The 22,329-nt window shown below is 65.8% G+C and carries 22 protein-coding genes and 1 pseudogene; 12 read left to right on the forward strand and 11 right to left on the reverse strand.

Annotated features, from left to right (window positions below):
- Positions 1–11: 11 nt before the first annotated feature.
- From MUN23_RS14245 to MUN23_RS14275, 7 genes are all read right to left on the reverse strand, one after another.
- Positions 12–1,994 carry an amino acid transporter gene (locus MUN23_RS14245; protein ID WP_248759209.1) on the reverse strand — a complete coding sequence of 661 codons (1,983 nt, stop codon included), beginning with the start codon at positions 1,992–1,994 and terminating at the stop codon, positions 12–14.
- A 144-nt stretch (positions 1,995–2,138) separates the two neighbouring features.
- On the reverse strand, positions 2,139–2,816 hold the full coding sequence (locus MUN23_RS14250; protein WP_248759211.1) for a response regulator: 678 nt from the start codon (positions 2,814–2,816) through the stop codon (positions 2,139–2,141).
- Entirely contained in the window at positions 2,813–5,503 is a 2,691-nt protein-coding gene (locus tag MUN23_RS14255) for a DUF4118 domain-containing protein (RefSeq protein WP_248759212.1), read from the reverse strand. Before MUN23_RS14255 ends, MUN23_RS14250 begins: the two co-directional genes overlap by 4 nt.
- Before the next feature lie 30 nt (positions 5,504–5,533).
- On the reverse strand, positions 5,534–6,157 hold the full coding sequence (kdpC, locus tag MUN23_RS14260) for a K(+)-transporting ATPase subunit C (RefSeq protein ID WP_248759214.1): 624 nt from the start codon (positions 6,155–6,157) through the stop codon (positions 5,534–5,536).
- 9 nt (positions 6,158–6,166) lie between these two features.
- On the reverse strand, positions 6,167–8,296 hold the full coding sequence (gene kdpB, locus MUN23_RS14265; RefSeq protein WP_248759215.1) for a potassium-transporting ATPase subunit KdpB: 2,130 nt from the start codon (positions 8,294–8,296) through the stop codon (positions 6,167–6,169).
- The gene (kdpA, locus tag MUN23_RS14270) at positions 8,293–9,960 is read right to left on the reverse strand and encodes a potassium-transporting ATPase subunit KdpA (RefSeq protein ID WP_248759216.1); all 1,668 of its coding nucleotides are present in this window, start codon (positions 9,958–9,960) and stop codon (positions 8,293–8,295) included. Before kdpA ends, kdpB begins: the two co-directional genes overlap by 4 nt.
- A gap of 7 nt (positions 9,961–9,967) precedes the next feature.
- Positions 9,968–10,066 carry a potassium-transporting ATPase subunit F gene (locus MUN23_RS14275; RefSeq protein WP_248759219.1) on the reverse strand — a complete coding sequence of 33 codons (99 nt, stop codon included), beginning with the start codon at positions 10,064–10,066 and terminating at the stop codon, positions 9,968–9,970.
- A gap of 325 nt (positions 10,067–10,391) precedes the next feature.
- On the opposite strand from MUN23_RS14275, the gene MUN23_RS14280 reads away from it, so the two are divergent.
- The 5 genes from MUN23_RS14280 to MUN23_RS14300 all read left to right on the forward strand — a co-directional run bounded on the left by MUN23_RS14280 (position 10,392) and on the right by MUN23_RS14300 (position 13,224).
- The gene (locus MUN23_RS14280; RefSeq protein WP_058931552.1) at positions 10,392–10,721 is read left to right on the forward strand and encodes a PadR family transcriptional regulator; all 330 of its coding nucleotides are present in this window, start codon (positions 10,392–10,394) and stop codon (positions 10,719–10,721) included.
- A gap of 1 nt (position 10,722) precedes the next feature.
- Positions 10,723–11,088 (forward strand): DUF1048 domain-containing protein, encoded by a 366-nt coding sequence (locus tag MUN23_RS14285; RefSeq protein ID WP_248759220.1) that lies wholly within the window; start codon positions 10,723–10,725, stop codon positions 11,086–11,088.
- On the forward strand, positions 11,085–11,870 hold the full coding sequence (locus MUN23_RS14290; RefSeq protein WP_248759222.1) for an ABC transporter ATP-binding protein: 786 nt from the start codon (positions 11,085–11,087) through the stop codon (positions 11,868–11,870). The genes MUN23_RS14285 and MUN23_RS14290 overlap by 4 nt, the downstream gene beginning before the upstream one ends.
- Positions 11,867–12,631: an ABC transporter permease gene (locus MUN23_RS14295; protein WP_248759224.1), complete on the forward strand. Its 765-nt coding sequence runs from the start codon at positions 11,867–11,869 to the stop codon at positions 12,629–12,631. The genes MUN23_RS14290 and MUN23_RS14295 overlap by 4 nt, the downstream gene beginning before the upstream one ends.
- 437 nt (positions 12,632–13,068) lie before the next feature.
- Positions 13,069–13,224, forward strand: coding sequence for a zinc transporter permease (locus MUN23_RS14300; protein WP_248759226.1), 156 nt, complete (start codon positions 13,069–13,071; stop codon positions 13,222–13,224).
- Between the two features lie 71 nt (positions 13,225–13,295).
- Here MUN23_RS14300 and MUN23_RS14305 read toward each other — a convergent pair whose 3' ends face one another.
- A complete protein-coding gene (locus MUN23_RS14305; RefSeq protein ID WP_248759227.1) occupies positions 13,296–14,198 on the reverse strand; it encodes an MBL fold metallo-hydrolase in 903 nt (300 codons plus the stop codon).
- Positions 14,199–14,309: 111 nt separating this feature from the next.
- Between MUN23_RS14305 and MUN23_RS14310 the strand changes: the two genes are divergently transcribed.
- Positions 14,310–14,921, forward strand: coding sequence for a TetR/AcrR family transcriptional regulator (locus tag MUN23_RS14310; protein WP_248759228.1), 612 nt, complete (start codon positions 14,310–14,312; stop codon positions 14,919–14,921).
- A 142-nt stretch (positions 14,922–15,063) separates the two neighbouring features.
- Here the strand turns inward: MUN23_RS14310 and MUN23_RS14315 are convergent, their stop codons facing one another.
- Positions 15,064–15,294, reverse strand: coding sequence for an ATP-binding cassette domain-containing protein (locus MUN23_RS14315; RefSeq protein ID WP_248759230.1), 231 nt, complete (start codon positions 15,292–15,294; stop codon positions 15,064–15,066).
- A gap of 43 nt (positions 15,295–15,337) precedes the next feature.
- Complete coding sequence (locus MUN23_RS14320) at positions 15,338–16,036, reverse strand: YafY family protein (RefSeq protein WP_256468623.1); 699 nt, start codon at positions 16,034–16,036, stop codon at positions 15,338–15,340.
- Positions 16,037–16,109: 73 nt separating this feature from the next.
- On the opposite strand from MUN23_RS14320, the gene MUN23_RS14325 reads away from it, so the two are divergent.
- The 3 genes and pseudogenes from MUN23_RS14325 to MUN23_RS14335 all read left to right on the forward strand — a co-directional run bounded on the left by MUN23_RS14325 (position 16,110) and on the right by MUN23_RS14335 (position 17,848).
- Positions 16,110–16,850, forward strand: a complete 741-nt coding sequence (locus tag MUN23_RS14325) for an alpha/beta fold hydrolase (RefSeq protein WP_248759232.1) — start codon at positions 16,110–16,112, stop codon at positions 16,848–16,850.
- A gap of 66 nt (positions 16,851–16,916) precedes the next feature.
- Positions 16,917–17,615: pseudogene (locus tag MUN23_RS14330) on the forward strand (helix-turn-helix domain-containing protein); the annotation flags it as partial.
- Positions 17,616–17,659: 44 nt separating this feature from the next.
- Entirely contained in the window at positions 17,660–17,848 is a 189-nt protein-coding gene (locus tag MUN23_RS14335; protein WP_248759233.1) for a hypothetical protein, read from the forward strand.
- A gap of 86 nt (positions 17,849–17,934) precedes the next feature.
- Here MUN23_RS14335 and MUN23_RS14340 read toward each other — a convergent pair whose 3' ends face one another.
- Complete coding sequence (locus MUN23_RS14340; RefSeq protein WP_248759234.1) at positions 17,935–18,843, reverse strand: phosphatase PAP2 family protein; 909 nt, start codon at positions 18,841–18,843, stop codon at positions 17,935–17,937.
- 191 nt (positions 18,844–19,034) lie between these two features.
- On the opposite strand from MUN23_RS14340, the gene MUN23_RS14345 reads away from it, so the two are divergent.
- The 3 genes from MUN23_RS14345 to MUN23_RS14355 are packed head-to-tail and all read left to right on the forward strand — an operon-like array spanning position 19,035 to position 22,308.
- A complete protein-coding gene (locus MUN23_RS14345) occupies positions 19,035–20,456 on the forward strand; it encodes an extracellular solute-binding protein (RefSeq protein ID WP_248759235.1) in 1,422 nt (473 codons plus the stop codon).
- Complete coding sequence (locus MUN23_RS14350) at positions 20,453–21,418, forward strand: carbohydrate ABC transporter permease (protein WP_248759236.1); 966 nt, start codon at positions 20,453–20,455, stop codon at positions 21,416–21,418. Before MUN23_RS14345 ends, MUN23_RS14350 begins: the two co-directional genes overlap by 4 nt.
- A gap of 8 nt (positions 21,419–21,426) precedes the next feature.
- Entirely contained in the window at positions 21,427–22,308 is an 882-nt protein-coding gene (locus tag MUN23_RS14355) for a carbohydrate ABC transporter permease (protein WP_104061758.1), read from the forward strand.
- The last annotated feature ends 21 nt before the right edge of the window (positions 22,309–22,329 follow it).

Genomic DNA, 22,329 nt, shown 5'->3' on the forward strand with positions numbered 1-22,329 from the left:
TGGACTGCCCGTCAGCCCACGTGGATGCCGGGGCGGCGGGCAGGATCGGGCTCGTTTTCCCTGATGATTTCGCGGACCACGGGGGCGGTGTCGCCCCGTCCCAGCAGCAGGTAGCGCATGAGGTGCGCCAGGGGGTTGCCTTCAGCCCATTCGAAGTACGCGTGCGGCCTGACACCGGTGGCGTCGCGGAGGGCCAGCAGGATGGCGGCGATGGCGTTGGGTGCGGCCGGGCTGTCGGCGCGGAGCACGCGGTGTCCGTCCACTTCGATTCCGCGCACCTCAAGGACGTCGCTGAATCCCGAGGGGTCGGTGACCTCGATTTCAAGGAAGATCACGTCGGCGGTTCCGGGCACGGGGTTGTTCTCCCGCTGCTCGGCTTCCTTCTCACGGTATTCTGCGGCATCGCGGGCCTGCGGGCGGTTCGCGATCAGGTTTATCCGACCGTCAAAGTCGAGCGTGTCGGTGATGAAGCGGCGGGCTTCGTCGTCGAATTCGATGTTGTGGACCCGGAGTTCGGTGGTGCGGCTGACCCGGGAGACGAGGGAAACCACAATGATGCCCAGGATGAAGAAGCCGGATATTGCGATGCCGTCCGGCTTGGCGATGACGTTGGCCCCCAGCGCATAGAGCAGGATCAGGGTCAGGATGGTGAAGCCGACGGCGGCGCGCCGCCTCTTGTTGCGGGCGGCGGAGATGCTGACCGCAACGGCGCCGGAGACCATCATGGCCAGGATGCCGGTGGCGTACGCGCCGGCCTGGGCGTTGACGTCGGCGTTGAAGCCGATGGTGATCAGGATGCTGATGGCGGTGTACACCAGCACCACCGGGCGCACGGCCCGGGACCAGTCCGGGGCCATGCCGTAGGACGGCAGGTAGCGGGGAACGATGTTGATCAGCCCTGCCATGGCGGAGGCGCCGGCGAACCACAGGATCAGGATGCTGCTGACGTCGTAGACGGAGCCGAAGCCGTTGCCGAGCAGCTCGTGGGCCAGGTAGGCGAGGGCGCGGCCGTTGGCCTCGCCGCCTGCCTGGAAGGCCTCGGCGGGGATCAGTACCGTCGTCACGAAACTGCTGCCCAGAAGGTACACGCTCATGATCAGGGCGGCTGCAGTGAGGAGTTTCCGGGTGTTGCGGACGCGGGCGGCCAGGCGTTCCTCGGCGGTGGCGCCGTTGGCCGCGACCAGTGGCATCATGCTGACGCCGGTCTCGAAACCGGACAGGCCCAGGACCAGCAGCGGGAAGGCGAGCAGGGCGGGTCCGGCGATGTCGCCGAAGCCGGTACCTGAGGAGGTGAGCGCCGCGGTCCAGTCAGCTATGGCACCAGGCTGGGTGACGGCGTCGTACAGTCCCACTCCGATGATGACCGCGTTCAGCACCAGGAAGATGGCCACCAGGGGGATGGCGACGGCCACCGCTTCGGAGAAGCCGAGCAGGAACACCCCGCCCAGAATGAGCAGGAGCACCACGGTGATGACAACCGCCTGGCCTTCGAGGAAGTGCGGCAGGTAGGGGTTCTCCAGCATGTGGACGGTGGCGTCGGCGGCGGAGAGGGTGATGGTGATGATCCAGGACGTGGCGACGAAGCCGAGCAGGATCAGCACAAAAATCTTGCCGCGCCAGAACGGCAGGAGCTTTTCCAGCATGGCCACCGATCCCTGTCCGTGCGGGCTTTCGTAGGCCACCCTTCGGTACATCGGCAGCATGCCCAGCAGGGTCAGGCCGACAATCAGCAGGGTGGCCAGCGGGGAGAGCGCCCCGGCGGCGAGGGCGGCGATGCCGGGCAGGTAGGAGAGGGTGGAAAAGTAGTCCACCCCGGTGAGGCACATGACCTTCCACCAGCTCTGCGTGGGGGCGTGGTCCTCAGCAGTTTCCGGGCCCACCGGCTGGGGGACCGTGTGTTCGAGCAGCCACCGGGTGAGCCGGTTTCCGGGTCCGCCGTCGCGTTCTGGGTTGGGAACGCTGGCAGGAATGGAGAAGCGGGTGGGTGCAGTCAACGGGTTACTTTCTGTACCCCGCGCAGGCGGGATTGGGGTGAATAACCAACGGAGCGTAGCACCGGGCCGAGGGCCCTCTGCGGGAAAACGCGGGATCTTAACGCATCCTTAACGCCTGCCTGACACGTTCGTTATGACTGCACACTACGGCTGGAATCTGTAGCCGATGCCGGCTTCGGTGAGGAGGTGGCGGGGGTTTCCGGTATCGGGTTCGAGTTTGCGGCGGAGCTGGGCCATGTAGACGCGGAGGTAGTTGGCGTCCTTGGCGTAGGCCGGTCCCCAGACCTCGGTCAGCAGCTGGCGTTGGGTGATGAGTTTTTCGGGGTTTCTGACCAGGATCTCCAGGATGTTCCACTCGGTGGGTGTCAGGCGGACGTCGGCGCCCTCGCGGGTGACGCGATGTTTGGCAAGGTCGATTTCGAAGCTGTCCGTGGTGACGATGGGCTCGGATGTCTTGTGATCGTTGGTCCGGCGGAGCAGGGCGCGGAGACGGGCCAGGAGTTCGTCCGGGCCGAAGGGCTTGGTGAGGTAGTCGTCGGCGCCGGCGTCCAATGCCTCGACTTTGTCATCGGAGGTGTGGCGGGCCGAGAGCACAAGGATGGGGACCTCGTTCCAGGTCCGGAGTTGTTTGATCACGTCCGTGCCGTCGATGTCCGGCAGGCCGAGGTCCAGGATGATGACGGCAAGGGCGTGTTGGGTAGCGGAGAGAAGGGCCGACTGGCCGTCTGTGGCAGTAATGACGGTGTAGCCGTTGGCCTGGAGGGCGATGTTGAGGACTTTGAGCAGGTGCGGGTCATCGTCAACCACGAGGACGGCGGTCATGGCTTTTCCTGCGTGGAGGGCCGATGGCGCTGTTTGGGAGTCCCTCCGGACAGGAGGGACTGGGGTTTCACAGGTGCTTGGGCTGTCATGAAGTGGGCGGGTGCGCCGGTGGACAGTGGAAGCCTGATGACCATGGTGAGACCTCCTCCAGGGGTTTGTTCTGCAGTCAGTGTGCCACCCATTGCTTCGGTGAATCCTTTCGCGACGGCCAGTCCCAGGCCGACTCCCGTAGTTTGCGGTACATCGGTGAGCCGCTGGAAAGGCCGGAACATTTCAACCACGTTTTCCGCAGGGACGCCCCGGCCGTGGTCGATAATGCGCAGTTCACCCGCGGGCTGGCCCGCCAGCGTTTCGTTGCTGAGTCCACCGGCTGTTCCCACCAGAACCACGTCGGATCCGGGCGCGTACTTGACGGCGTTTTCGACGATGTTGGCTATGACGCGCTCGAGCATACCCGGGTCCGCCTCGATTTCGGGCATGTTCGGGGGCAGTTCCACACGGGCGCTGCCGGCGGGGATGCCGTGGAGGGCGGCCGGGATGACCTCGCTCCAGCGCACCGGTTTCAGCAGTGGCTTGGCGGCGTCGGTGGTGATCCGGGACATGTCGAGCAGGTTCCCCACCAGCAGGTCCAGCCGGTCCGAGGATTCATCAATTGCCAGGAGCAGTTCGTGGGCAAGCTTCGGGCCGTAGTGAACATCTTTCTGCAGGAGGCTCCCGACAGCGAGTTTGATGCTGGCCAGGGGTGTGCGGAGGTCGTGGGAGACGGCACGCAGGATGGAGGTGCGCATGGTGTTGCCTTCAGCGAGGCGGAGGACTTCGCGGCGGCTGACGGCCAACTGCTGTCGTTCAAGCTGGGCGGCGAGGTGCACGCCGAAGGCCCCGAGCAGCCGCCGGTCGCTGGCCGGCAGGGCCCGGCCGAAAAGTACCAGCCGGGTGGTTGCATCGATCTGTTCGGTATTCTCCGTTGGGAAGTCCGGCTGGCCAGGTGAAGGCTGACCAGGTGTCAGCTGGTGGGCCGTGCCGGCGTCGGGGAGTTCGCCGGCATGGGTGAGGGGTGCCCATTTTTCCCGGTGGCCGCCGTTGCCGGGTTCGGCCAGGCCGAAGAGGGCTGCGCCACGGACGTTGAACACGGCAAGTGCCTGTTGCAGCAGGTCCTGGACGGTGTCCTCCGAGCTGGCAGCGCCGCGGGTGAGATCTGAGAGGGTGGTCGCTTCGGCGCGGGCCCGCGCGGCCTCCTTGGAGCGCCGGGCGGAGACGTCCACCACCACGGCAACGGCGGCAGACACGCCGACAAATACCAGGAGGGCGAGCACATTTTGGGGGTCGTTGATGGTCAGGGTCCCCACCGGCGGGGTGGAGAAGTAGTTGACCAGGAGGCTGCTCCAGAGCGAAGCGAGGATGGCTGGCCAGAACCCGCCCACCAGCGCCACCGTGACTGATCCGGCGAGCTGGACCAGCACGGCTGTGGCGACGTTCTGGTCCGGATTCAGGGCCAGCAGAAACTGGAGGAGAACGGGCAGCAGGATCGCGAGGACGAAGCCGGCCGCCACACGGATCCGTCCGAGATCCCGTCGGCGGCGGGACTGGGCCGCGCCTCCTCCGAGGGGGTGGGAGACCATGTGGACGTCGATGTCGCCCGAGTCCCGGACCACCCTGGTGCCGATGCCGCCGCCGAGCAGCGCGCCGAGGAGTCCGGCGAGCTTGCCGCGGCGCGAGATGCCGACGACGATCTGGGTTGCGTTGACGCTCCGGGCAAAGTCCAGCAGCGCCGTTGCCGGGTCTTCGCCTGCCACGATGTGGTAGCTGCCGCCGAGGTCCTGGATCAGGCGGCGCTGGGCTTCCAGGGCCTGTGGTGATTCGGAGGCAACACCGTCCGTGGCGCGGACATGGACGGCGAGCAGATCGCCGCCGCTGACGCGGTTCAGGATCCTTGCGCCGCGCCGGATCAGGATTTCGCCTTCAGGGCCGCCGGTCAGTCCGATGACGATGCGCTCGCGGGCCGGCCAGGTGGCCTGGATATCGTTCTCTGCCCGGTACCTGGCCAGGCCTTCATCCACGCGGTCCGCGAGCCAGAGGAGCGCCAGTTCACGCAGCGCTGTGAGGTTGCCGAGCCGGAAGTAGTTCGAGAGTGCGGCGTCGATCTTGTCCCAGGCATAGATTTTTCCATCGCTCAGGCGCTGGCGCAGCAGTTCCGGGGAAATATCGACCAGGTGGATCTGGTCTGCCCGGCGTACGACGTCGTCCGGCACCGTTTCGGCCTGCCGCACCTCGGTGACGGCGCTGACGACGTCCCCCAGGGACGCCAGGTGCTGGATGTTGACGGTGGAGAGGACATTGATGCCGGCGTCGAGCAGTTCATCGATGTCCTCCCAGCGTTTGGCGTGCCGGCTGCCGGGGATGTTTGAGTGTGCGTATTCGTCCACGACGGCGGTCGCCGGTGCACGGTGGAGGACGGCGTCGAGATCCATCTCGTCGAACTCGGTGCCCCGGTACGCGAGGCGCCGGGGCGGGATGACCTCGAGCCCGTCCAGCAGCGCCCGCGTCTCGGCGCGGCCGTGGTCCAGGGCGAACGCGACGACGACGTCCTCGCCCCGGGTGCCGAGGCGGTGGGCCTCTTCGAGCATTTCGTACGTCTTGCCGACTCCGGGCGCGGCCCCGAGGAAGATGCGCAGCGTTCCACGTGCCATGCCGTCATTCTTTCACTGGGAGGGGCCCGGTCACTGCTGCGGCGCCGGGCCGGGCGCGGCGGCGGCAATATCCAGGTTCAGGGCGGTGACATTGACGGAGGGCTGGCCCAGGAACGCTTCGAGGCCGTCGGCGGTGTTCCGGTCCACGAGGTCCTGGACCGTGTCGGCGCTGAGCCCGTGGGCTGCCGCGACCCTGGCCACCTGGAGCTTGGCGTAGGCCGGGGAGATGTCCGGGTCCAGCCCGGACCCGGAGGCGGTCACGGCGTCGGCAGGCACGTCGGCTTCACTGACACCTTCGGTGGCCGCCACGGCACTGCGGGCGGCCGTCACAGCGTCAAGGAGTTTCGGCTCATTGGGGCCGAGGTTGCTGGCCGATGACGACGCCGGGTCCCAGCTGACCGCCGAGGGCCGGGCGTGGAACCAGGCCGGATCCTGGACCCCTTCCTCGTTGGCCACCGTCTGGGCGATGAGGGCCGACGCCGCGGGAGCACCGCCGTCGTTCCTAATAATGGAGCCGTTGGCCTGGTACGGGGCGGCCAGCTGTCCGACGCCGAAGACGGCAAGCGGGTACGCCAGTCCGAGGACCACGGTTGCAAGGAGCAGGAATCTGGCGGCGGTTCCGGCCTGGCGGAGGTAGCCTGTGAGCGTATTCATGGAATGTTCCTAGCCGATGCCGGGGATCACGGAAATGATCAGGTCAATGAGTTTGATGCCGATGAACGGTGCGATGAGCCCGCCGAGGCCGTAGACGAGCAGGTTCCGGCCCAGCGCCTGATTGGCGGACACGGCCCGGTATTTTACGCCGCGGAGCGCCAGCGGAATCAGGGCGATGATGATCAGCGCGTTGAAGATGACGGCGGACAGGATGGCTGAGGCAGGGCTAGTGAGTCCCATGATGTTCAGCAGCCCGAGGCCCGGAAAAGCCGCCGTGAACAGGGCAGGGACGATGGCGAAGTATTTCGCGACGTCGTTGGCGATGGAGAACGTCGTGAGTGCACCCCGGGTGATCAGCAGCTGCTTTCCGATGCCCACAATGTTGATGAGCTTCGTCGGGTCGGAGTCGAGGTCCACCATGTTGGCGGCCTCCTTGGCGGCCGGGGTGCCGGAGTTCATGGCGACGCCGACGTCCGCGGCGGCCAGTGCGGGGGCGTCGTTGGTGCCGTCCCCGGTCATGGCCACGAGGCGTCCGGCGGCCTGCTCCTTTTTGATGACGGCGAGCTTGTCCTCGGGGGTGGCTTCGGCGAGGAAATCATCGACGCCGGCCTCGGCAGCGATCGCTTTGGCGGTGACGGGGTTGTCGCCGGTGACCATCACCGTCCGAATTCCCATTTTCCGCAGCTCGGCGAAGCGGGCCTGCATGCCTGGCTTGACGACGTCGGCCAGGTGGATGGTGCCAAGGATCCGGGCGCCGTCCCTGGTTGCCGTGGCAACCAGCAGCGGCGTGCCGCCCTGCGCCGAGATTTCCTGCACACGGTGCTTCACCTCGGCCGGGGTGTGGCCACCCAGATCGGCCACAAAAGCGGTTACCGCGGCGGCCGCCCCCTTGCGGATCCGGCGGCCGTCCGTGTCCAGGCCGCTCATCCGCGTGCTGGCGCTGAATTCGACGACGCTGAACTGTTCCGTGCCCCGTCCCAGATCCGCCAGATCAGGTCCGCGCACACCCCTTTCGGCCGCCAGGTCCACCACTGACCGCCCTTCGGGGGTGTCATCGGCGAGGCTGGAGAGGCGCGCCGCTTCAATGAGTTCGCTCATGCCGACCGAGTTGGCCGGGAAGAAGTTGACGGCGCGGCGGTTGCCGTAGGTGATGGTTCCGGTCTTATCCAGCAGCAGCGTGGTGATGTCACCGGCGGTTTCGACGGCCCGCCCGGAGGTGGCCAGGACGTTGTGCTGGACGAGGCGGTCCATTCCGGCGATGCCGATGGCCGGGACCAGGGCCCCGATGGTGGTTGGGATCAGGCACACGAGCAGCGCCACGAGCACGATGGGCGAGGGTGTTGCCCCGGCGAGGGACGCGAAGGGTGCCAGGGACATCGTGACAACCAGGAACACGATGGTCAGGGAGACGAGCAGCACGTGCAGGGCAATCTCGTTGGGGGTCTTCTGCCGCACGGCACCCTCGACGAGTTTGATCATCCGGTCGATAAAGGTCTGCCCGGGTTCGGCTGTGATACGGACGACGATCCGGTCGGAGAGGACCCTCGTGCCGCCCGTCACCGAGGAACGGTCCCCGCCGGATTCGCGGATGACCGGGGCCGACTCGCCGGTGATGGTTGATTCGTCAACGCTGGCCAGGCCCTCGATGATCTCGCCGTCGGACGGGATCACGTCCCCGGGCTCGCAGACCACCAAGTCGTTCCGGCGCAGTTCGGTACCGGGGACTTCCTTGATCGCGCCGCCGTCCAGCCGGAGCTTCGCCCGGACACCCTGGCGGCTGGCCCGAAGGCTGTCGGCCTGGGCCTTGCCGCGGCCCTCCGCGATGGCTTCCGCAAGAGTGCCAAACAGCACGGTCAGCCACAGCCAAGCCGTCACGGCGATGCTGAACACCGACGGCCGGACCACGCAGATCGCCGTGCACAAACCCGCCCCCACCAGCACCGTAAACATGACCGGTGAATGAATCATCTGGCGCGGTGCGAGTTTGCGGACGGCCACCGGAAGGGCGGCCGCCACGCTGGAGGCCGTCAGTTTCGCCGGGGCCTTGGTGTGGTGTTTATGTTCGCCGGGGGTGCCGAGTGGGTTGCCGTCGGCGAGGGTTTCGGGGACGGTGGCGAGGGCCGTCGGGGTGCGGGTCATTGGAGGAGTCCTTCTGCGAGGGGGCCCAAGGCAAGGGCGGGAAAATAGCTGAGGGCAGTCAGGATGACGGTCACGCCCAGCAGCAGCGCGCCGAACAGGGGCCCATGGGTGGGTACCGTCCCGGCGGATAAGGGGATTTTGCCTTGCCGGGCGAACGATCCGGCCAAAGCCAGAACCAGGACGATCGGCAGGAACCGCCCCAGCAGCATGGCGATGCCGAGCATGGCCGAGAGGTACGGGCCCGAGCTGGTGATGCCGCCGAACGCCGAGCCGTTGTTGTTCGCCCCGGACGTGAAGGCGTAGAGCAGTTCGCTGAACTGGTGCGGCCCGGACGCGGGCACGTTGGCCATTACGTCCGGGAGCAGGACGGTGATGCCCGCCAACGTGAGAACCAGGATGGGGGTGACCAGGATGTACATGGCGGCGAGCTTCATCTGGCGTGGGCCGATTTTCTTGCCCAGGTACTCGGGTGTCCGGCCGACCATCAGCCCGGCGATGAAGACGGAGATGATGGAGAGGATCAGCATCCCGTACAGCCCGGATCCGGTTCCGCCGGGGGCCACTTCGCCGAGCATCATGTTCACCATGGTTACCCCACCCGCCAGCGGCGGCAGGGAATCGTGGGCGACATTGACGGCGCCCGTTGAGGTCAGCGTCGTGGAGGCGGCAAAGATGGCGCTCGGAGCGGCGCCGAAGCGCTGCTCGAACCCTTCGCCGAGTCCGCCGGCAGCCGCGGTCGCTGTTCCCTGCGCGGCGGCGACGGCCCATCCCGTCAGGGAAACGGAGGTCAGCCAGAGTGTTCCCATGACGGCGGCTACGGTGTAGCCCTGCTTTTGGTCACCCACCATCCGGCCGAACGCGTAGGGGAGGGCCGAGGGGATCAGCAGCAGGAGGAACACCTGGAACAGGCTGATGAAAACGTTGGGATTTTCGAAGGGGTGGGCCGAGTTGGCGTTGAAATAGCCGCCCCCGTTGGTGCCCAGGACTTTGATCGCTTCCTGGGAGGCCACGGGACCGCCCGGAATGCTCTGCGTTGCGCCGGTTGCCTGGTTGATGACGTCGGTGGGCCAGAAATTCTGGACAACACCGCCAATGACCATCACGATGGCCGCGACCAGGGCCAGCGGCAACAGGATGCGGAAGGTTGTCCGGGCCAGGTCCACCCAGAAGTTTCCGAGCCTGTCGGTTTTTGTCCGGGCGATGCCGCGGATCAGGGCGACGGCGACGACGATGCCGACGGCCGCGGACAGAAAATTCTGCACCGCGAGCAGGGCCATCTGTACAAAGATGCCGACGGTGGTTTCCGGCACGTAGGTCTGCCAGTTCGTGTTGGTGACAAACGAGATGGCCGTGTTCATGGCCACCCAGGGGTCCACCCCTGTCAGTGCCCCGCTGCCGGGAAGCACGCCTTGGAGGCGCTGGAGCAGGAACACCACCAGGATGGACACTGCGGAGAAAGCCAGCACGCTGCGGAGGTAAACGGCCCAGGTCTGTTCAGTACCGGCGTCGACCCCGGCGAGCCGGTAGAACAGACGCTCCGGCCGGGTGGAGGTGGTGCCCTCAAACACGCGGGCAAGGTAGAGCCCCAGCGGCTTGTGCAGGGTGGCCAGGGCCAGCAGCAGCGCCGACACCTGGATCAGGAAGGACGCGGTGTTGAACGTCATGGCCGGGTCACCACTTCTCGGGGTGGATGAGGGCTGCCAGCAAGTACCCGGAGAGGCCCAGGCCGGCAATCAACAGCACCAACCATATGATCGCGTCCAGGCTCATAGTCCGTCCTCGCCTCCATCATTTGCACCGCTGACCACTCCGGCCAGAAGGTGACCGATCCACATCACGAATCCCATGGACACCATGAGGATTCCAATTACAGCCGCGTCGGCCATTGCAAGTTCCTTTCGAACGCACCCCATCCAGGGCTGATCCCAGTCAACCCCCGCGAAACGGCAGGAAAGGCGTTCCTGACGAATCCTTAATGCGCTGGCACAAAATCTTGACGCGGTTTTAACGGCAACGATTGAGGGCTTGCGCTTCCACTACTTAGCGCTACTATGTACTAGTAGCTAGTAACACTGAGTAGTGGAGGAGGTGTCCGATGGGCAAGCAGATGACAGAGATGCTCAAAGGCACACTGGAGGGCATCGTTCTTGCCCTCCTGACCGGGAACCCGGCGTACGGGTACGAAATCACCACGCTGCTCCGGGCCCAGGGCTTCCCCGACATCGCTGAGGGCACCGTGTACGCGCTGCTCGTCAGGATCGAGCAGAAAGGCCTGGTGGACGTCGAGAAGCGGCCGTCCGAGAAGGGGCCGCCCCGCAAGGTGTACACGCTCAACGCTCAGGGCACGAAGGAACTGGACGAATTCTGGAACACATGGAGCTTCCTGTCCGAACGGCTTGAAGAGCTCCGCAAGGGAGGAAAGTGATATGGCAGCGAAGTGGATCGAGCTGGTGACCGGCTCGCTCGAGCAGAAGAAGCAGTACAAGCAGGCCAAGGCGCGGCTGGATGCCATGCCTGAGCCCTACCTCACCGTGGCGAAGGCCTTCAACCGGTACTTCATGTACTACGGCGGGGTCACCGAGGGGGACACGATGGTGCAGATGTTCTCGGACCTCGCGGACCTGTGGGAACGCGCGGCCATAGACGGCACGCCTGTGAGCGAGATCGTGGGCGAAGATCCCATCGAATTCGCGGAGAGCTTCGCCCAGGCATACGGCGGAAAGCGATGGATCGACAAGGAACGGGCCCGTCTCAACGAGGCGGTCGACAAGGCGAAGGAGGCGGAATCATGACCGCGACAGCAATCCGGGTGCAGGGCATGGAGAAGTCCTTCAAGGACCTGCACGTGCTGCGCGGCGTGGACTTCGAGGTGGCGGCGGGCAGCATCTTCGCGCTCCTCGGCTCCAACGGGGCAGGGAAGACCACGCTCGTGCGCATCCTCTCGACGCTGCTGAAGGCCGACGCGGGAACCGCGACGGTGCACGGCTTCGACGTCGCCGCTAACCCCGGCGATGTGCGCGAGTCGATCAGCCTGACCGGGCAGTTCGCCGCCGTTGACGAAGTGCTCACGGGCCGGGAGAACCTGGTGCTGGTCGCGAAGCTCCGGCACCTGAAGAACCCGGGGGCGATCGCGGACGAGTTGCTCGGGCGCTTCTCGCTCACCGAGGCCGGCGGCCGCAAGGCAGCCGAGTACTCGGGCGGCATGCGCCGCCGGCTCGACATCGCGATGAGCCTGATCGGCGAGCCGAAGGTGATCTTCCTCGACGAGCCGACCACCGGGCTCGACCCGCAGGCGCGCATCGACGTGTGGCAGACCGTCAAGGATCTCGCCCAGAACGGCACGACAGTGCTGCTCACCACCCAATACCTCGACGAGGCCGAGCACCTCGCCGACCGCATCGCGATCCTGCACAAGGGCACGATCATCCAGAACGGCACGCTCGACGAGCTCAAGCGGCTGTTGCCGCCGGCCGAGATCGAGTACGTCGAGAAGCAGCCCTCACTCGAAGACGTCTTCCTGGCGCTCGTCGGTGAGACGGCTGAAGAGCAGGAAGAGAAGGAGGCATCCCGATGAGCACCCACGTCCTCAGCGATACCGGCGTCCTCACCGGCCGCTCGCTGCGCCACATCCTGCGCAGCCCGGACACGATCATCACCACCGCGGTCACGCCGATCGCGCTGATGCTGCTTTTCGTGTATGTGCTTGGCGGCGCGATCAATACCGGATCCGACGAGTCGTACGTCAACTACATGCTCCCCGGCATCCTGCTGATCACGATTGCCTCCGGCATCGCCTACACCGCCTACCGCCTGTTCCTCGACATGCAGGGCGGCATCTTCGAGCGCTTCCAGTCCATGCCGATCGCGCGGTCGAGCGTGCTCTGGGCGCACGTGCTCACCTCGCTGGTGGCCAACCTCGTCTCGGTCGCGGTCGTCGTCGGCGTGGCCCTCCTCATGGGGTTCCGCACCGGAGCATCCGTGGGCGCCTGGCTTGCAATCGCCGGCATCCTGGTCCTGTTCACGCTCGCCCTGACCTGGCTGGCCGTGATCGCGGGGCTCTCCGCGAACACCGTCGACGGCGCCAGCGCGTTCAGCTACCCGCTGATCTTCCTGCCGTTCATCAGCTCGGCGTTCGTTCCGACGGCGACAATGCCGGGCCCGGTGGCCTGGTTCGCTGAGAACCAGCCGGTGACCTCGATCGTGAACTCTATCCGCGCGCTGTTCGCGCAGCAGCCGGTTGGGAACGACATCTGGATCGCACTGGCCTGGTGCGTCGGCATCCTCGCACTCGCCTACGTGTTCGCCATGGCCGCCTACCGGCGCAAGATCACCTAGGGCGCCGATCCGCCGCCGGCGGCGGGCTCAGTGAGGAGGCTGCCGCCGGCCCGCAACCGCGCGGGTGAATGTTTCCCGCCGTGAAGAACGGCAGGCTGGTGGCCATCGATTCCGACGACGTTATGCCCGGCACCTTGGGCAATATTCGCGCCGTGGGGCAGATCGCCAAGGCATTGCACCCCGACGCTTTCTAGGATCCAACAGCAACCGGGTACACAAGCGACGAGCCCCGGCCGGACCATTCCGGCCGGGGCTCTTCGCTGCCCGCTGTACTTTGGAAAGTCATTGCCAGACACGGGTGAGCATGCTTATATCTCCCTGTGATGGTTGGCGAGGAGCCCCTCACTGGGGCGGCAGAGCTGTTCAAGGCACGCCACCGCCGACCGCCAGGAAAGCCAGGCGCCGCTCTCGCTCCGGCGCCCGCGAAGGAGAGCATCATGACCGAGGAAGTCACGGCTGAACATACGCTCGCCGAGCACCAGCACGGCGGCCCGGACTGTACGCACGTTACAGTCCAGCACGGCGACCACGTGGACTACGTTCACGACGGCCACCGCCATGCCGAGCATGAAGGCCACTACGACGAACACTGACCTCCGCGGTGACGGGGGCTCCGGTGTTTGCCCGAGTCCCGAACGCGCCCTGGCGGCGGCTTCGGATTGGCTTACAGTCGCCAGGCTGCTACGAGGTTCTGCACCGGGTCGCCGCCCTCACGCGCGAGGTAGAGGGCGCGGGAGCTGACCCACAAAACGGTCGGACCGAGATGTTCCGGGTATTGCTTGAGCATCGCGTGGAAGAACTCGACCGGGGTGTCGTGCGTGGCCAGGGCAGCCTCGGCGTCGTCGAGGTATCGGCGGGTCTCGGCGATGAGCCGTGCCGCGTTGTCGTCGAGGTTCTTGTTCTGGTGGCTTGCCACGATTCGGTGCGGTTCCAGTGCGGCGACGATGTCGATGGCCTCGCGCCAGTGGCCGAGGTTGCCGTCGGCTGACTCAGCGAGGTACATGTGCACCCCGTTGTAGATCACGTCGCCGGCCACCACCAGATCGAGGTCCGGCACGTGCAGCACCGCGCTGTCGTCGCTGTCTGCGTGCCCCACTTCGACGATGTTGAGGTCGTGTCCTTCGAGGGTGATGCGATTGCCTGGCACAGTGACGGCCGTGACGGGGGATGGGGGGATCTGGCCCGGCCACATCGCGTCCCACAGCACCTCCCGGGCATACACGTTGTTGTGCATCTGTGCGATGGCGCCTGCAGAAGTGACCACCTGGGCGCCGAAGCGGTCGGCGAGCACCCCAGCGGTGAACCAGTGGTCGCCGTGTCCGTGGGTGGCGACGATGTGCGTCAGCTGCTTACCGCTCGCCGCGACCCAGTCTCCGACCTTCTCCGCCTGCCGGAGGGTCAGCGGCGGGTCGACGAGCACGGCGTCCTGCCGGCCATGGACAAGGGTGACCGCGATGGGCTGGAAGGCTCGGGGCTGTCCGTTGGGCAGCGGCCCGGGACTGTCCATCGGCAGCGGGTCTGCGCCGAACACGTCATAGCCGATGTCGGTGTTGGTGTTGGTGGACATGATTTTCTCCCGTCAATCACTGAGGGCCAGTAAGGTATAGCGATCGCTTTACCTTGCGCCCAAGCTACGCTCCTCCATGGCAGATGTAAAGCGTTCGATATACTTGTGCGTATGGGGGCAGTGACATCAACCACTAGGGCGGCCCGCGGCGGACGCGGCGCACGCGAGCGCATCCTGCAAGCGGCGGAGGAGCTCTTCTACGCACGAGGTATTCACGCCACCGGCGTGGCCGCTCTTATCGAGGCTGCGCACGTCTCGCCCAGGACCTTCTATGTGCACTTCCCGACCAAAATTGCGCTGGTGGAGGAGTATCTTCGCCGGTTCGAGTTGGAGAAGCCGATCGCCGCCGAAGCAGAGCTGGAGCGCGGCGACTTGACCCCGGCTCAACGACTGTTGGCGATCTTCGCCCCCTTCGAGGGGGACTCGCCGGCGCTCATCCGCGGATGCCCCTTCCACAACGCCGTCGTCGAGGGCGCCGGAGAACTCCCGGAAGTCGCCGGCCTGGCGCAGCGACACAAGCAATCCTTCCGCGATCGCCTCGTGTCCACCGCTGCTGAAGCCGGAGCAGCCGACCCGGAGATGCTCGGTAGGCAATTCGCTGTGATCTTCGAGGGCGCTAATGCGCTGGCAGCCTCCACCAACAACGCGCAGGTGTTCACGGATGCCCGGCGAGCTGCCAAGACGCTACTGGACTTGGCCTTAAACGCCGCCCCCCGAGGGTAAACGTTCCAGTACCGATGCCCAAGTGGAGAGTGAGTTTCGCGGGGCGCGCCCTCGGCCTAGTCGCCGAGCACCAGCCTCCGGTCGCATGTTCATGCCGTCTTCGCCGATCACTGTGTGCACACCCTCGGGCCAGCGCTCGACTTCACGTGCCGGATTCGTCCAGGTTCTGAACGTTCATGGCCTTCCCGTCAACGGTTACCAAGGAGATGCTTGCGGCATCGGGCGCCCACAGCCGTAGCAGCAGCCGGGCCAGCGTGGACTTCCCGGCCCCGGAACGGCCGCTGATCCCGAGGTGTTTGCCGGGCGCTACGGACAGCGAGGTGGGACGCAAAGCTGGCGCGCCGCCGTCGTAGGTGAACGCTACGTCCCGCACTTCCACCCCTAGGTGCACTGACCGGAGAGGTTGATTGAGTGACTCACTCGCCCCGACCGTGCACCGGTCTGGCGTTCGCTGGGGGTTCTCCGACCTCGTGGATGGTATGGCCGCCGCAAGCCGTCTTGGTTACGCTGGCTCGCTCGATGCGCGACACGGTGAACCATCGCATTGCGTTGCGCAGTCGGCACCACCCAACTAGGTACCACTGGCCGTTCGTGGAGGCGAACAGCACTGGCTCAACGTCGCGGGTGGTCGTGGTCTCGTCTCTCGATGTGTAGCGAATGCGGATCACTCGCTGCTCGGCCATCGCCTCCTCCAGTGCCGACTTGATTGCGCGCGAAGAGGAGGGAAGCGCGTTGACCCAGACGCGGTGGGCCAGCTCGTCGGCTCGTGCTCGGGTTTTGGGATCGAGGACGTCCAGGATCTTCTGGATACCTGCTGCTGCCAGATCGGCGTAGGGGGCATCGGGTGCAGCGGACACGGCTGCCATGAGCGCCACGGCCTGCGCTGGGGACAGGCTGACAGGCGGCAGGGACGCGCCTATAGCCAATCCGTAGCCACCGCCCGGACCTGGGCGAGACCATATAGGCGCACCGCTGTTCTCTAACGCATCGAGGTCTCTCTTAATTGTGCGCACGGATACCTCAAACTCTCTCGCCAACCGTTCGGCGGAAACCCCCCGCGCGCCGCTGCGGCGCAACATCTCGGATAGAGCATGGAGCCGTTCGACTCGCTTCACAGGTCAGACCCCGACAAATTCATGACATAAATAGTGACATACCCTTGTCCGTAGGGCCTGCGAGGGTAGTGACATGCCAACTACTACAAGCAGTCCGATCATCATTCTCATCGCCGGCCACTGGCTGGGCGCTTGGGCGTGGGATGAAGTCCTTGAACACCTGACAACCGACCACTCTCGTGCAATCGCGATGACACTGCCCGGTCTCGACGGGGACGATCCCGAGCGTGCGGCGAAGACTCTCGACGATCAAGCCGCAGCGGTCCTAGACGTCATCACTCAACTCGGGGTTTCCGAGGATCAGCCCGCAACTCTCGTCGCTCACAGTGGGGCGAACGCCCCCGTCAGCCTCGTCCTTGACCGACACCCTGAGCTTGTCCATCGAGTGGTGTGGGTCGACTCCGGCCCTGTGGCGACGGGAAGCGCCTTCGCCCCAGACATCCCGGAGGAGTTGGAGGAGCTTCCGCTGCCGTCCCTCGACGTCCTCGCACAGCAGGCGAGCCTCGAAGGCCTGAGCGCAGAGGTCCTCGAGCGTTTTCGGGCCCGGGCCGTCCCTGAGCCCGGCCCCGTGCTTCGTCAGCCCGTCGAGCTCACGAACGATGCCCGCCGCAAGGTCCGGACCACCCTGGTGTGCTGCTCGATCCCGAGCGCGCAGGTGCTGGAGCTGGCCCGCGCAGGCCATGCCATGTTTGCCGAAGTCGCGAACATCGAGCACCTCGACGTCATTGACCTCCCGACGGGGCATTGGCCTATGTGGAGCCGTCCCCGCGACCTCGCCAAGGCCATTCAGTCAGCGGCTTCTCGAACTAACTGAACTGCACGTACAACCTGAAGGGGTCACCCGAATCCGGCTGGCCCCTTTCCGTCTCCGAGGGAATTCATGACACGCCCAAACGCTGCTCTCACACCACGCCACCGGCTGAAGGTCGCCCGCCACGTCGTCGATGACGGTTGGCCGATCAGCGAAGTTGCCGCCCGATTCCAGGTCTCGTGGCCCACAGTCAAGAGATGGGTCGAGCGATACCGGGTAGGCCAGTCGATGCAAGACCGATCCTCGCTTCCACACCACTCGCCGAACAAAACCAGCGCGAAGACCAGTCGCCGTTGCATCACCCTTCGTTTGCGTCTCCGCGAGGGACCCGTTCAATTGGCTTTCCGTTTGGGAATTGCCCCGTCGACGGTTCATCGCATCCTCACCTCGGTTCACTTGAACCGCCTGTCGCATGTCGACCGTGCTACCGGCGAACCCATCCGTCGATACGAGCACGACCATCCCGGCTCCATGATCCATGTAGATGTGAAAAAGCTCGGCAACATCCCCGACGGCGGAGGCTGGCGCGACGTCGGCCACCGACAAGGCGAGAAGAACCGCGCCAAGACACCCGGCAAGCCGCGCAATAAAAACGGCGACCCACTTCTGGGCTACGCCTACGTCCACACCGTCATCGACGATCATTCCCGCGTCGCCTACGCCGAAATCCACGATGACGAAACCGCCCAAACTGCCACAGCGGTGCTCGTTCGTGCTGTCGAGTGGTTCAACCAGCGGGGCATCACCGTCGAGCGGGTTCTGTCTGAGCCGCCCAGCAGGAGCGCAGCGGCGCCGGCAAGCTGCGCCACGGTGTGCGCATAGAAGAACTCCAGCTTTTCGACGTCGCCCATGGCCGTGGCGGCGAGCTTGCCGGTGTGATGCCCGCGTTGCCGGGCCGGCACGCCCCGGGCAAAGCCGTCGAAGAGCGCCATCCGCAGCGCCGCCAGGATCCGGTAGGCGATGCAGTGCGAGAGGTCCATCCTGAGAATAATTCTCAGTAACTCTAGTGCGTCGGTGGTGCAACCGCGGGTCGGCATTCCGGGTCCGCGGATAGCGTCAGGCGTCAGGCGTCAGGCGGCTGGCGCGCTCACCGCGTGGATGCGTCCCGCCGTCGTGCGGCATATGCGAACAGCGACGTGGTGGCCACGGTGGCCAGGTACCCGGCGATCACGATGAGCGAGATCCCGGCGCAGAAGTAGTTGGTGGTGCTGTCATCCTGGAGCGGCCCCGGGGCGATCTTGGCCAGCGAATACACGGCCACGCCCGCGGAAGCCAGCCCGATCACCACCGGCAGCGTGAGCCAGATCTTTGCCGAGCCCACGTGCCTGTCGAAGCCGTCCCACACGTTCCACTCGGCGCCGTTCCGCATGATCAGCCAGCCGGCGGGGATCATAAACGCGCCGACCAGGAGGAAGGCTGCGACGACGTCGGCCGGGCGGTGCCACTGGTTGATCAGGGTGGAGACTCCCGAAGCGATGGCGAAGGTGCCGCCCACAAAACCGGCCAGCGGACGCCACCGCGGCGAGGCCATCAGGAACACCGCCGCCGCAGCCGACGCCGCCAGCGTGGTATGCCCGGACGGCAGCGAGTTCAGCTCCAGCGTCACCACACCCTTGTCCGGGCGGGCGGGCAGCACTTCCTTCAGGACCTGCGTGGCGATGTTCGCACCGATGCACGCGGTGACTGCGATCCCGGCGGCCGACCACCGCCGTCGGATCACCGTGACAAACAGGACCACGACGGCGGCCACCACCAGCGAGATGGTGGGCAGCCAGTCCAGGAACTCGGTGGCTGCCTTGCCCGCAGGCCCGTGGATGTCCACGGCTTCAACCAGCGCGGATTCATCGATGAACTGGCCCGTGGTGGTCTGGACGAAGTAGTAGTACGTGGCGATCAGGCCGACGACGCAGGCGAGCCAGGCGAACGCGAACATAAAGCCGGAGCCCGGGGAGGGTCGGGCCGGGGTCCGCGGTGGTGCCTGGCGTGGAATGGTCATCGGTTAAGGGTGTCACAGAAAACTGGGAGGCGCTTTCACCCAACTGGGTAGCAGTAGATGTCGTTATGGACGCTCAGAACGACATCTATTGCTACCTACTTGGGTGGGGTCGCGGCAAGCTGAATGTGACACTTGACACGTGTTAGGTCGGCGCCATAAGCTACCTCACACGTGTTAGGAAGGAAATTGATATGACCGGTGCCACAACTGGCCGCCTGCGTGAATTCTCGCGCCGGACCGTCCTGGGTGCCCTGGGAGCAGGAATTGTGGGAGCAACGGTGGCATCGTGGCCCCGGCTCTCCGGATCCGATATTCCCGGGCGGGGCGACAACAGCCTCAGCATTGCCATCATGGGGACAGCCGCCGATGCCGCAGCGCGCCAGCGCGCCATCGACGCGTTCACCCGACTCCACCCGGACATCCGGGTCAAGGTCCAGGCCATCCAGGCCGTGGACTGGAAAGACTTCTTCACCAAGATCCTCACCATGGTGGCCGCGGGAACCCCGCCCGACGTCGTCTACGTCGCCACCGAGGGCGCGCAGCTCTTCGCGGACAAGCTGGCCCACCCGCTGGACGAATACCTGCGCCGCGACGCCGCGGACATGGCCGAGTTCTTCGCCGACGTCCACCCCAGCCTGGTGGAGGCCTTTATGTACAAGGGCAGCCTCTTCCAGCTCCCCATGGACTGGAACGCCGCCAACATGTACTACAACACCACCGCCTTCGCGCAGGCCGGGCTGGAACGCCCGGCGGACGACTGGACCAACGTGGACTTCCGCAACAGCCTCGCCGCGATGCGCAAGGCCCGGCCGTCCGACTTCACCCCGTACTACTGGACCAACCGGCTCTTCGGCGGCGTGGTGCCCTGGCTCTACGCCAACGACACCAGCTTCCTGAAGGAGACCCGGTCCACCGGCGGGGACTGGCTCTGGGACTCCTTCTACGCCAACGATCCCTCCCGCAACCTGCGCTCCGGCGGGTACCAGTGGCTGGAACCCAACGCCGATGACCCCCGTGTGTTCGAGACCTTCGACTACCTCCGTGGCCTCGTCAAGGACGGCCTCGGCGTCCGGCCCGAAGAAGGCGGCGGCAGTTCCCTGGTGGGGCTCTTCGCCTCCAACCGGATCGGCACCACCCCGGCCGGCGGCTACTGGGTCCAGGGCCTGCACGAGGCCGGCATGAAGGAGAACGACTACGACGTCGCGTTCTTCCCCAAGTGGCGGAGCCAGCGGCACCAGTTCGGCACGGCCGGCTACGCCATCATGAAAACCGCCAAGGACAAGGACGCCGCCTGGGAATGGATCAAGTTCAGTGCCAGCCGTGAAGCCATGGAGCTGATCTTCCCCAACCCCATAACCACCCCGGCCCGCCGCTCCATGGTCAACGAGGCGCTGTACGCCGGGAAAGGCCCCGCGCACTGGAAGGTCTTCTACGACACCCTGGACAAGTACCCCACCACCGGCCCCATCCCCGCGCCGCCCCAGCAGGCCGCCGTCGAAACGGCCCTGATGAAAAACGTCTCGCTGGCCGTCAGCGGCGATGAGCGCCAGCTCAAGCAGGCCCTCGAGTCCATGCAGCGCGATCTTGAACTGGCCCTGAGGAGGCAGTCATGAGCACCACCACCCCTCGCCGGGACCGGCCGAAGCAGGCCGCCAAGGCCGTGAAGCCCGGAACGCCCGCCACTTCCCAGACCTCGTCCGGCCGGCACAGCCAGCGCTGGCTTGCCTGGATTTTCCTTGCCCCCACTATTGTGGGCATGGGCCTGTTCACGCTGGTGCCCATCGCGGCGTCGGTGGTCCTGGCGTTCTTCCGCTGGGACATCATCTCCGCCCCGACGTTCGTGGGCTTCGACAACTTCGCCGAAGTGGTCCAGGACCCCACGGTCCGCGTGTCCTTCCTGAACACCATTGTGTTTGTGATTGTGGCGGTGGCATTCCAGCTCGGCCTGGCCCTGGCGCTCGCCGTGATGGTGCAGGAGAAGATGCCGGCCTGGCTGCGGACCTTCTTCCGCTCGGCGTTCTTCTTCCCGCTGATCCTCTCCGCCGCCTCGGTGTCCATCTTTATGCGGTACCTCTTCAACGAGCAGTTCGGCGTGGTCAACTGGTTCCTGTCCCTCGCCGGCATCCCCGCGGTGCCGTGGCTGACCACCCCCGGCGGGTCCGCCGCCGTCGTCATCCTGGTTTATGTCTGGCAGAACTTCGGGTTCTCCTTCCTGCTGTTCATCGGCGGGCTGGCGTCGATCCCCGTGGAAACCTATGAGGCCGCCTCGCTGGACGGCGCCACCGGCTGGCGCAAGCACGTTTACGTCACCCTGCCGCTGCTCAGCCCCACCACCCTGCTGGCATCCGTGATGGCTATCATCAGCGCCCTCCAGGTGTTCGACCAGCCGTACGTCCTGACCCGCGGCGGGCCCGGGGACTCCACCCGCACCGCCGTGATGGTGATCTTCGAATCCGCGTTCCAGCGCCTCGAATTCGGTGAGGCCTCGGCCATCGGCGTGATCCTGACCCTCATCATCATGGCCATCACCGCCGCGCAGTTCCGGCTCAGCAAACGATTCGTCTTCTACCAGTAAGGCCAGCCATGACTACCACTACAGAGCGTGTCTCAACCCGCACCCCTGCCGTGCCTGCCCGGTCCCGGCGGAAGCCGAACTGGAACCTGGTCCTCCGAATTGTCCTGCTGATGATCGCGGCGGTCCTGACCCTAGGGCCGGTGATGTGGACCCTGTCCACCTCGCTGCGGTCGCCGTCGGAATCGTTCAAGCTGCCGCCGTCGTTCTTCCCCTGGAACCCGGACTTCACGTCGTACGCGCAGGTCTTCCAGCAGCTGGACATCGTCCTCCTGGTGCTGAACAGCGCGCTGGTCACCGGGCTCATCGCCGTCGGACAGATGGTCACCGCCGCGATGGCCGGCTACGCCTTCGCCAACCTGAAGTTCCGCGGCCGCGGGGCCCTGTTCTCCATCGTGCTGGCCACCATGATGGTGCCGGTGCAGGTGACCATCGTGCCCGTGTTTATGCTGATCCGCGGCATGGGACTTTCAGACACCCTCCTGGCGCTGATCCTGCCGGCCATCCCGACGGCGTTCGGCACCTTCCTGATGCGGCAGTACTTCATGGGGCTGCCCACCGACCTCGCGGAGGCGGCGTCGATCGACGGCGCCTCGCCGTGGCGGACCTTCCGCTCGGTCTACGCGCCGCTGGCCATTCCGGGGATGGCGATCGTGGGCATCCTCGCCTTCAATTTCCACTGGAACGAGTTTTTCCGGCCGCTCATCATGACCATCTCGGAACAGAACTTCACCCTGCCGCTGGGCCTCGTCTCCCTGCAGGGCAACCTGGGCACCGGCAGCATCTCCGTGGTGCTGGCCGGCGTGGTCCTGTCCATGATCCCCGCCCTGGTGGTCTTCTTCTTCGGCCAGCGCGCGCTGCAGGACGGCCTCACCGCCGGCAGCGGCAAATAGCCCACACCTCTGAAAGGCTTA

It is taken from the genome of Pseudarthrobacter sp. SSS035, assembly GCF_023273875.1.
Classification (GTDB): domain Bacteria; phylum Actinomycetota; class Actinomycetes; order Actinomycetales; family Micrococcaceae; genus Arthrobacter.

Bases quoted from the DNA above. Each gene is read 5' to 3' on its own strand.
- MUN23_RS14250 (WP_248759211.1), bottom strand. From the start codon at position 2,816: ATGACCGCCGTCCTCGTGGTTGACGATGACCCGCACCTGCTCAAAGTC.
- MUN23_RS14255 (WP_248759212.1), bottom strand. From the start codon at position 5,503: ATGGCACGTGGAACGCTGCGCATCTTCCTCGGGGCCGCGCCCGGAGTC.
- kdpC (WP_248759214.1), bottom strand. From the start codon at position 6,157: ATGAATACGCTCACAGGCTACCTCCGCCAGGCCGGAACCGCCGCCAGA.
- kdpB (WP_248759215.1), bottom strand. From the start codon at position 8,296: ATGACCCGCACCCCGACGGCCCTCGCCACCGTCCCCGAAACCCTCGCC.
- kdpA (WP_248759216.1), bottom strand. From the start codon at position 9,960: ATGACGTTCAACACCGCGTCCTTCCTGATCCAGGTGTCGGCGCTGCTG.
- MUN23_RS14275 (WP_248759219.1), bottom strand. From the start codon at position 10,066: ATGAGCCTGGACGCGATCATATGGTTGGTGCTGTTGATTGCCGGCCTG.
- MUN23_RS14280 (WP_058931552.1), top strand. From the start codon at position 10,392: ATGGGCAAGCAGATGACAGAGATGCTCAAAGGCACACTGGAGGGCATC.
- MUN23_RS14285 (WP_248759220.1), top strand. From the start codon at position 10,723: ATGGCAGCGAAGTGGATCGAGCTGGTGACCGGCTCGCTCGAGCAGAAG.
- MUN23_RS14290 (WP_248759222.1), top strand. From the start codon at position 11,085: ATGACCGCGACAGCAATCCGGGTGCAGGGCATGGAGAAGTCCTTCAAG.
- MUN23_RS14295 (WP_248759224.1), top strand. From the start codon at position 11,867: ATGAGCACCCACGTCCTCAGCGATACCGGCGTCCTCACCGGCCGCTCG.
- MUN23_RS14300 (WP_248759226.1), top strand. From the start codon at position 13,069: ATGACCGAGGAAGTCACGGCTGAACATACGCTCGCCGAGCACCAGCAC.
- MUN23_RS14305 (WP_248759227.1), bottom strand. From the start codon at position 14,198: ATGTCCACCAACACCAACACCGACATCGGCTATGACGTGTTCGGCGCA.
- MUN23_RS14310 (WP_248759228.1), top strand. From the start codon at position 14,310: ATGGGGGCAGTGACATCAACCACTAGGGCGGCCCGCGGCGGACGCGGC.
- MUN23_RS14325 (WP_248759232.1), top strand. From the start codon at position 16,110: ATGCCAACTACTACAAGCAGTCCGATCATCATTCTCATCGCCGGCCAC.
- MUN23_RS14340 (WP_248759234.1), bottom strand. From the start codon at position 18,843: ATGACCATTCCACGCCAGGCACCACCGCGGACCCCGGCCCGACCCTCC.
- MUN23_RS14345 (WP_248759235.1), top strand. From the start codon at position 19,035: ATGACCGGTGCCACAACTGGCCGCCTGCGTGAATTCTCGCGCCGGACC.
- MUN23_RS14350 (WP_248759236.1), top strand. From the start codon at position 20,453: ATGAGCACCACCACCCCTCGCCGGGACCGGCCGAAGCAGGCCGCCAAG.
- MUN23_RS14355 (WP_104061758.1), top strand. From the start codon at position 21,427: ATGACTACCACTACAGAGCGTGTCTCAACCCGCACCCCTGCCGTGCCT.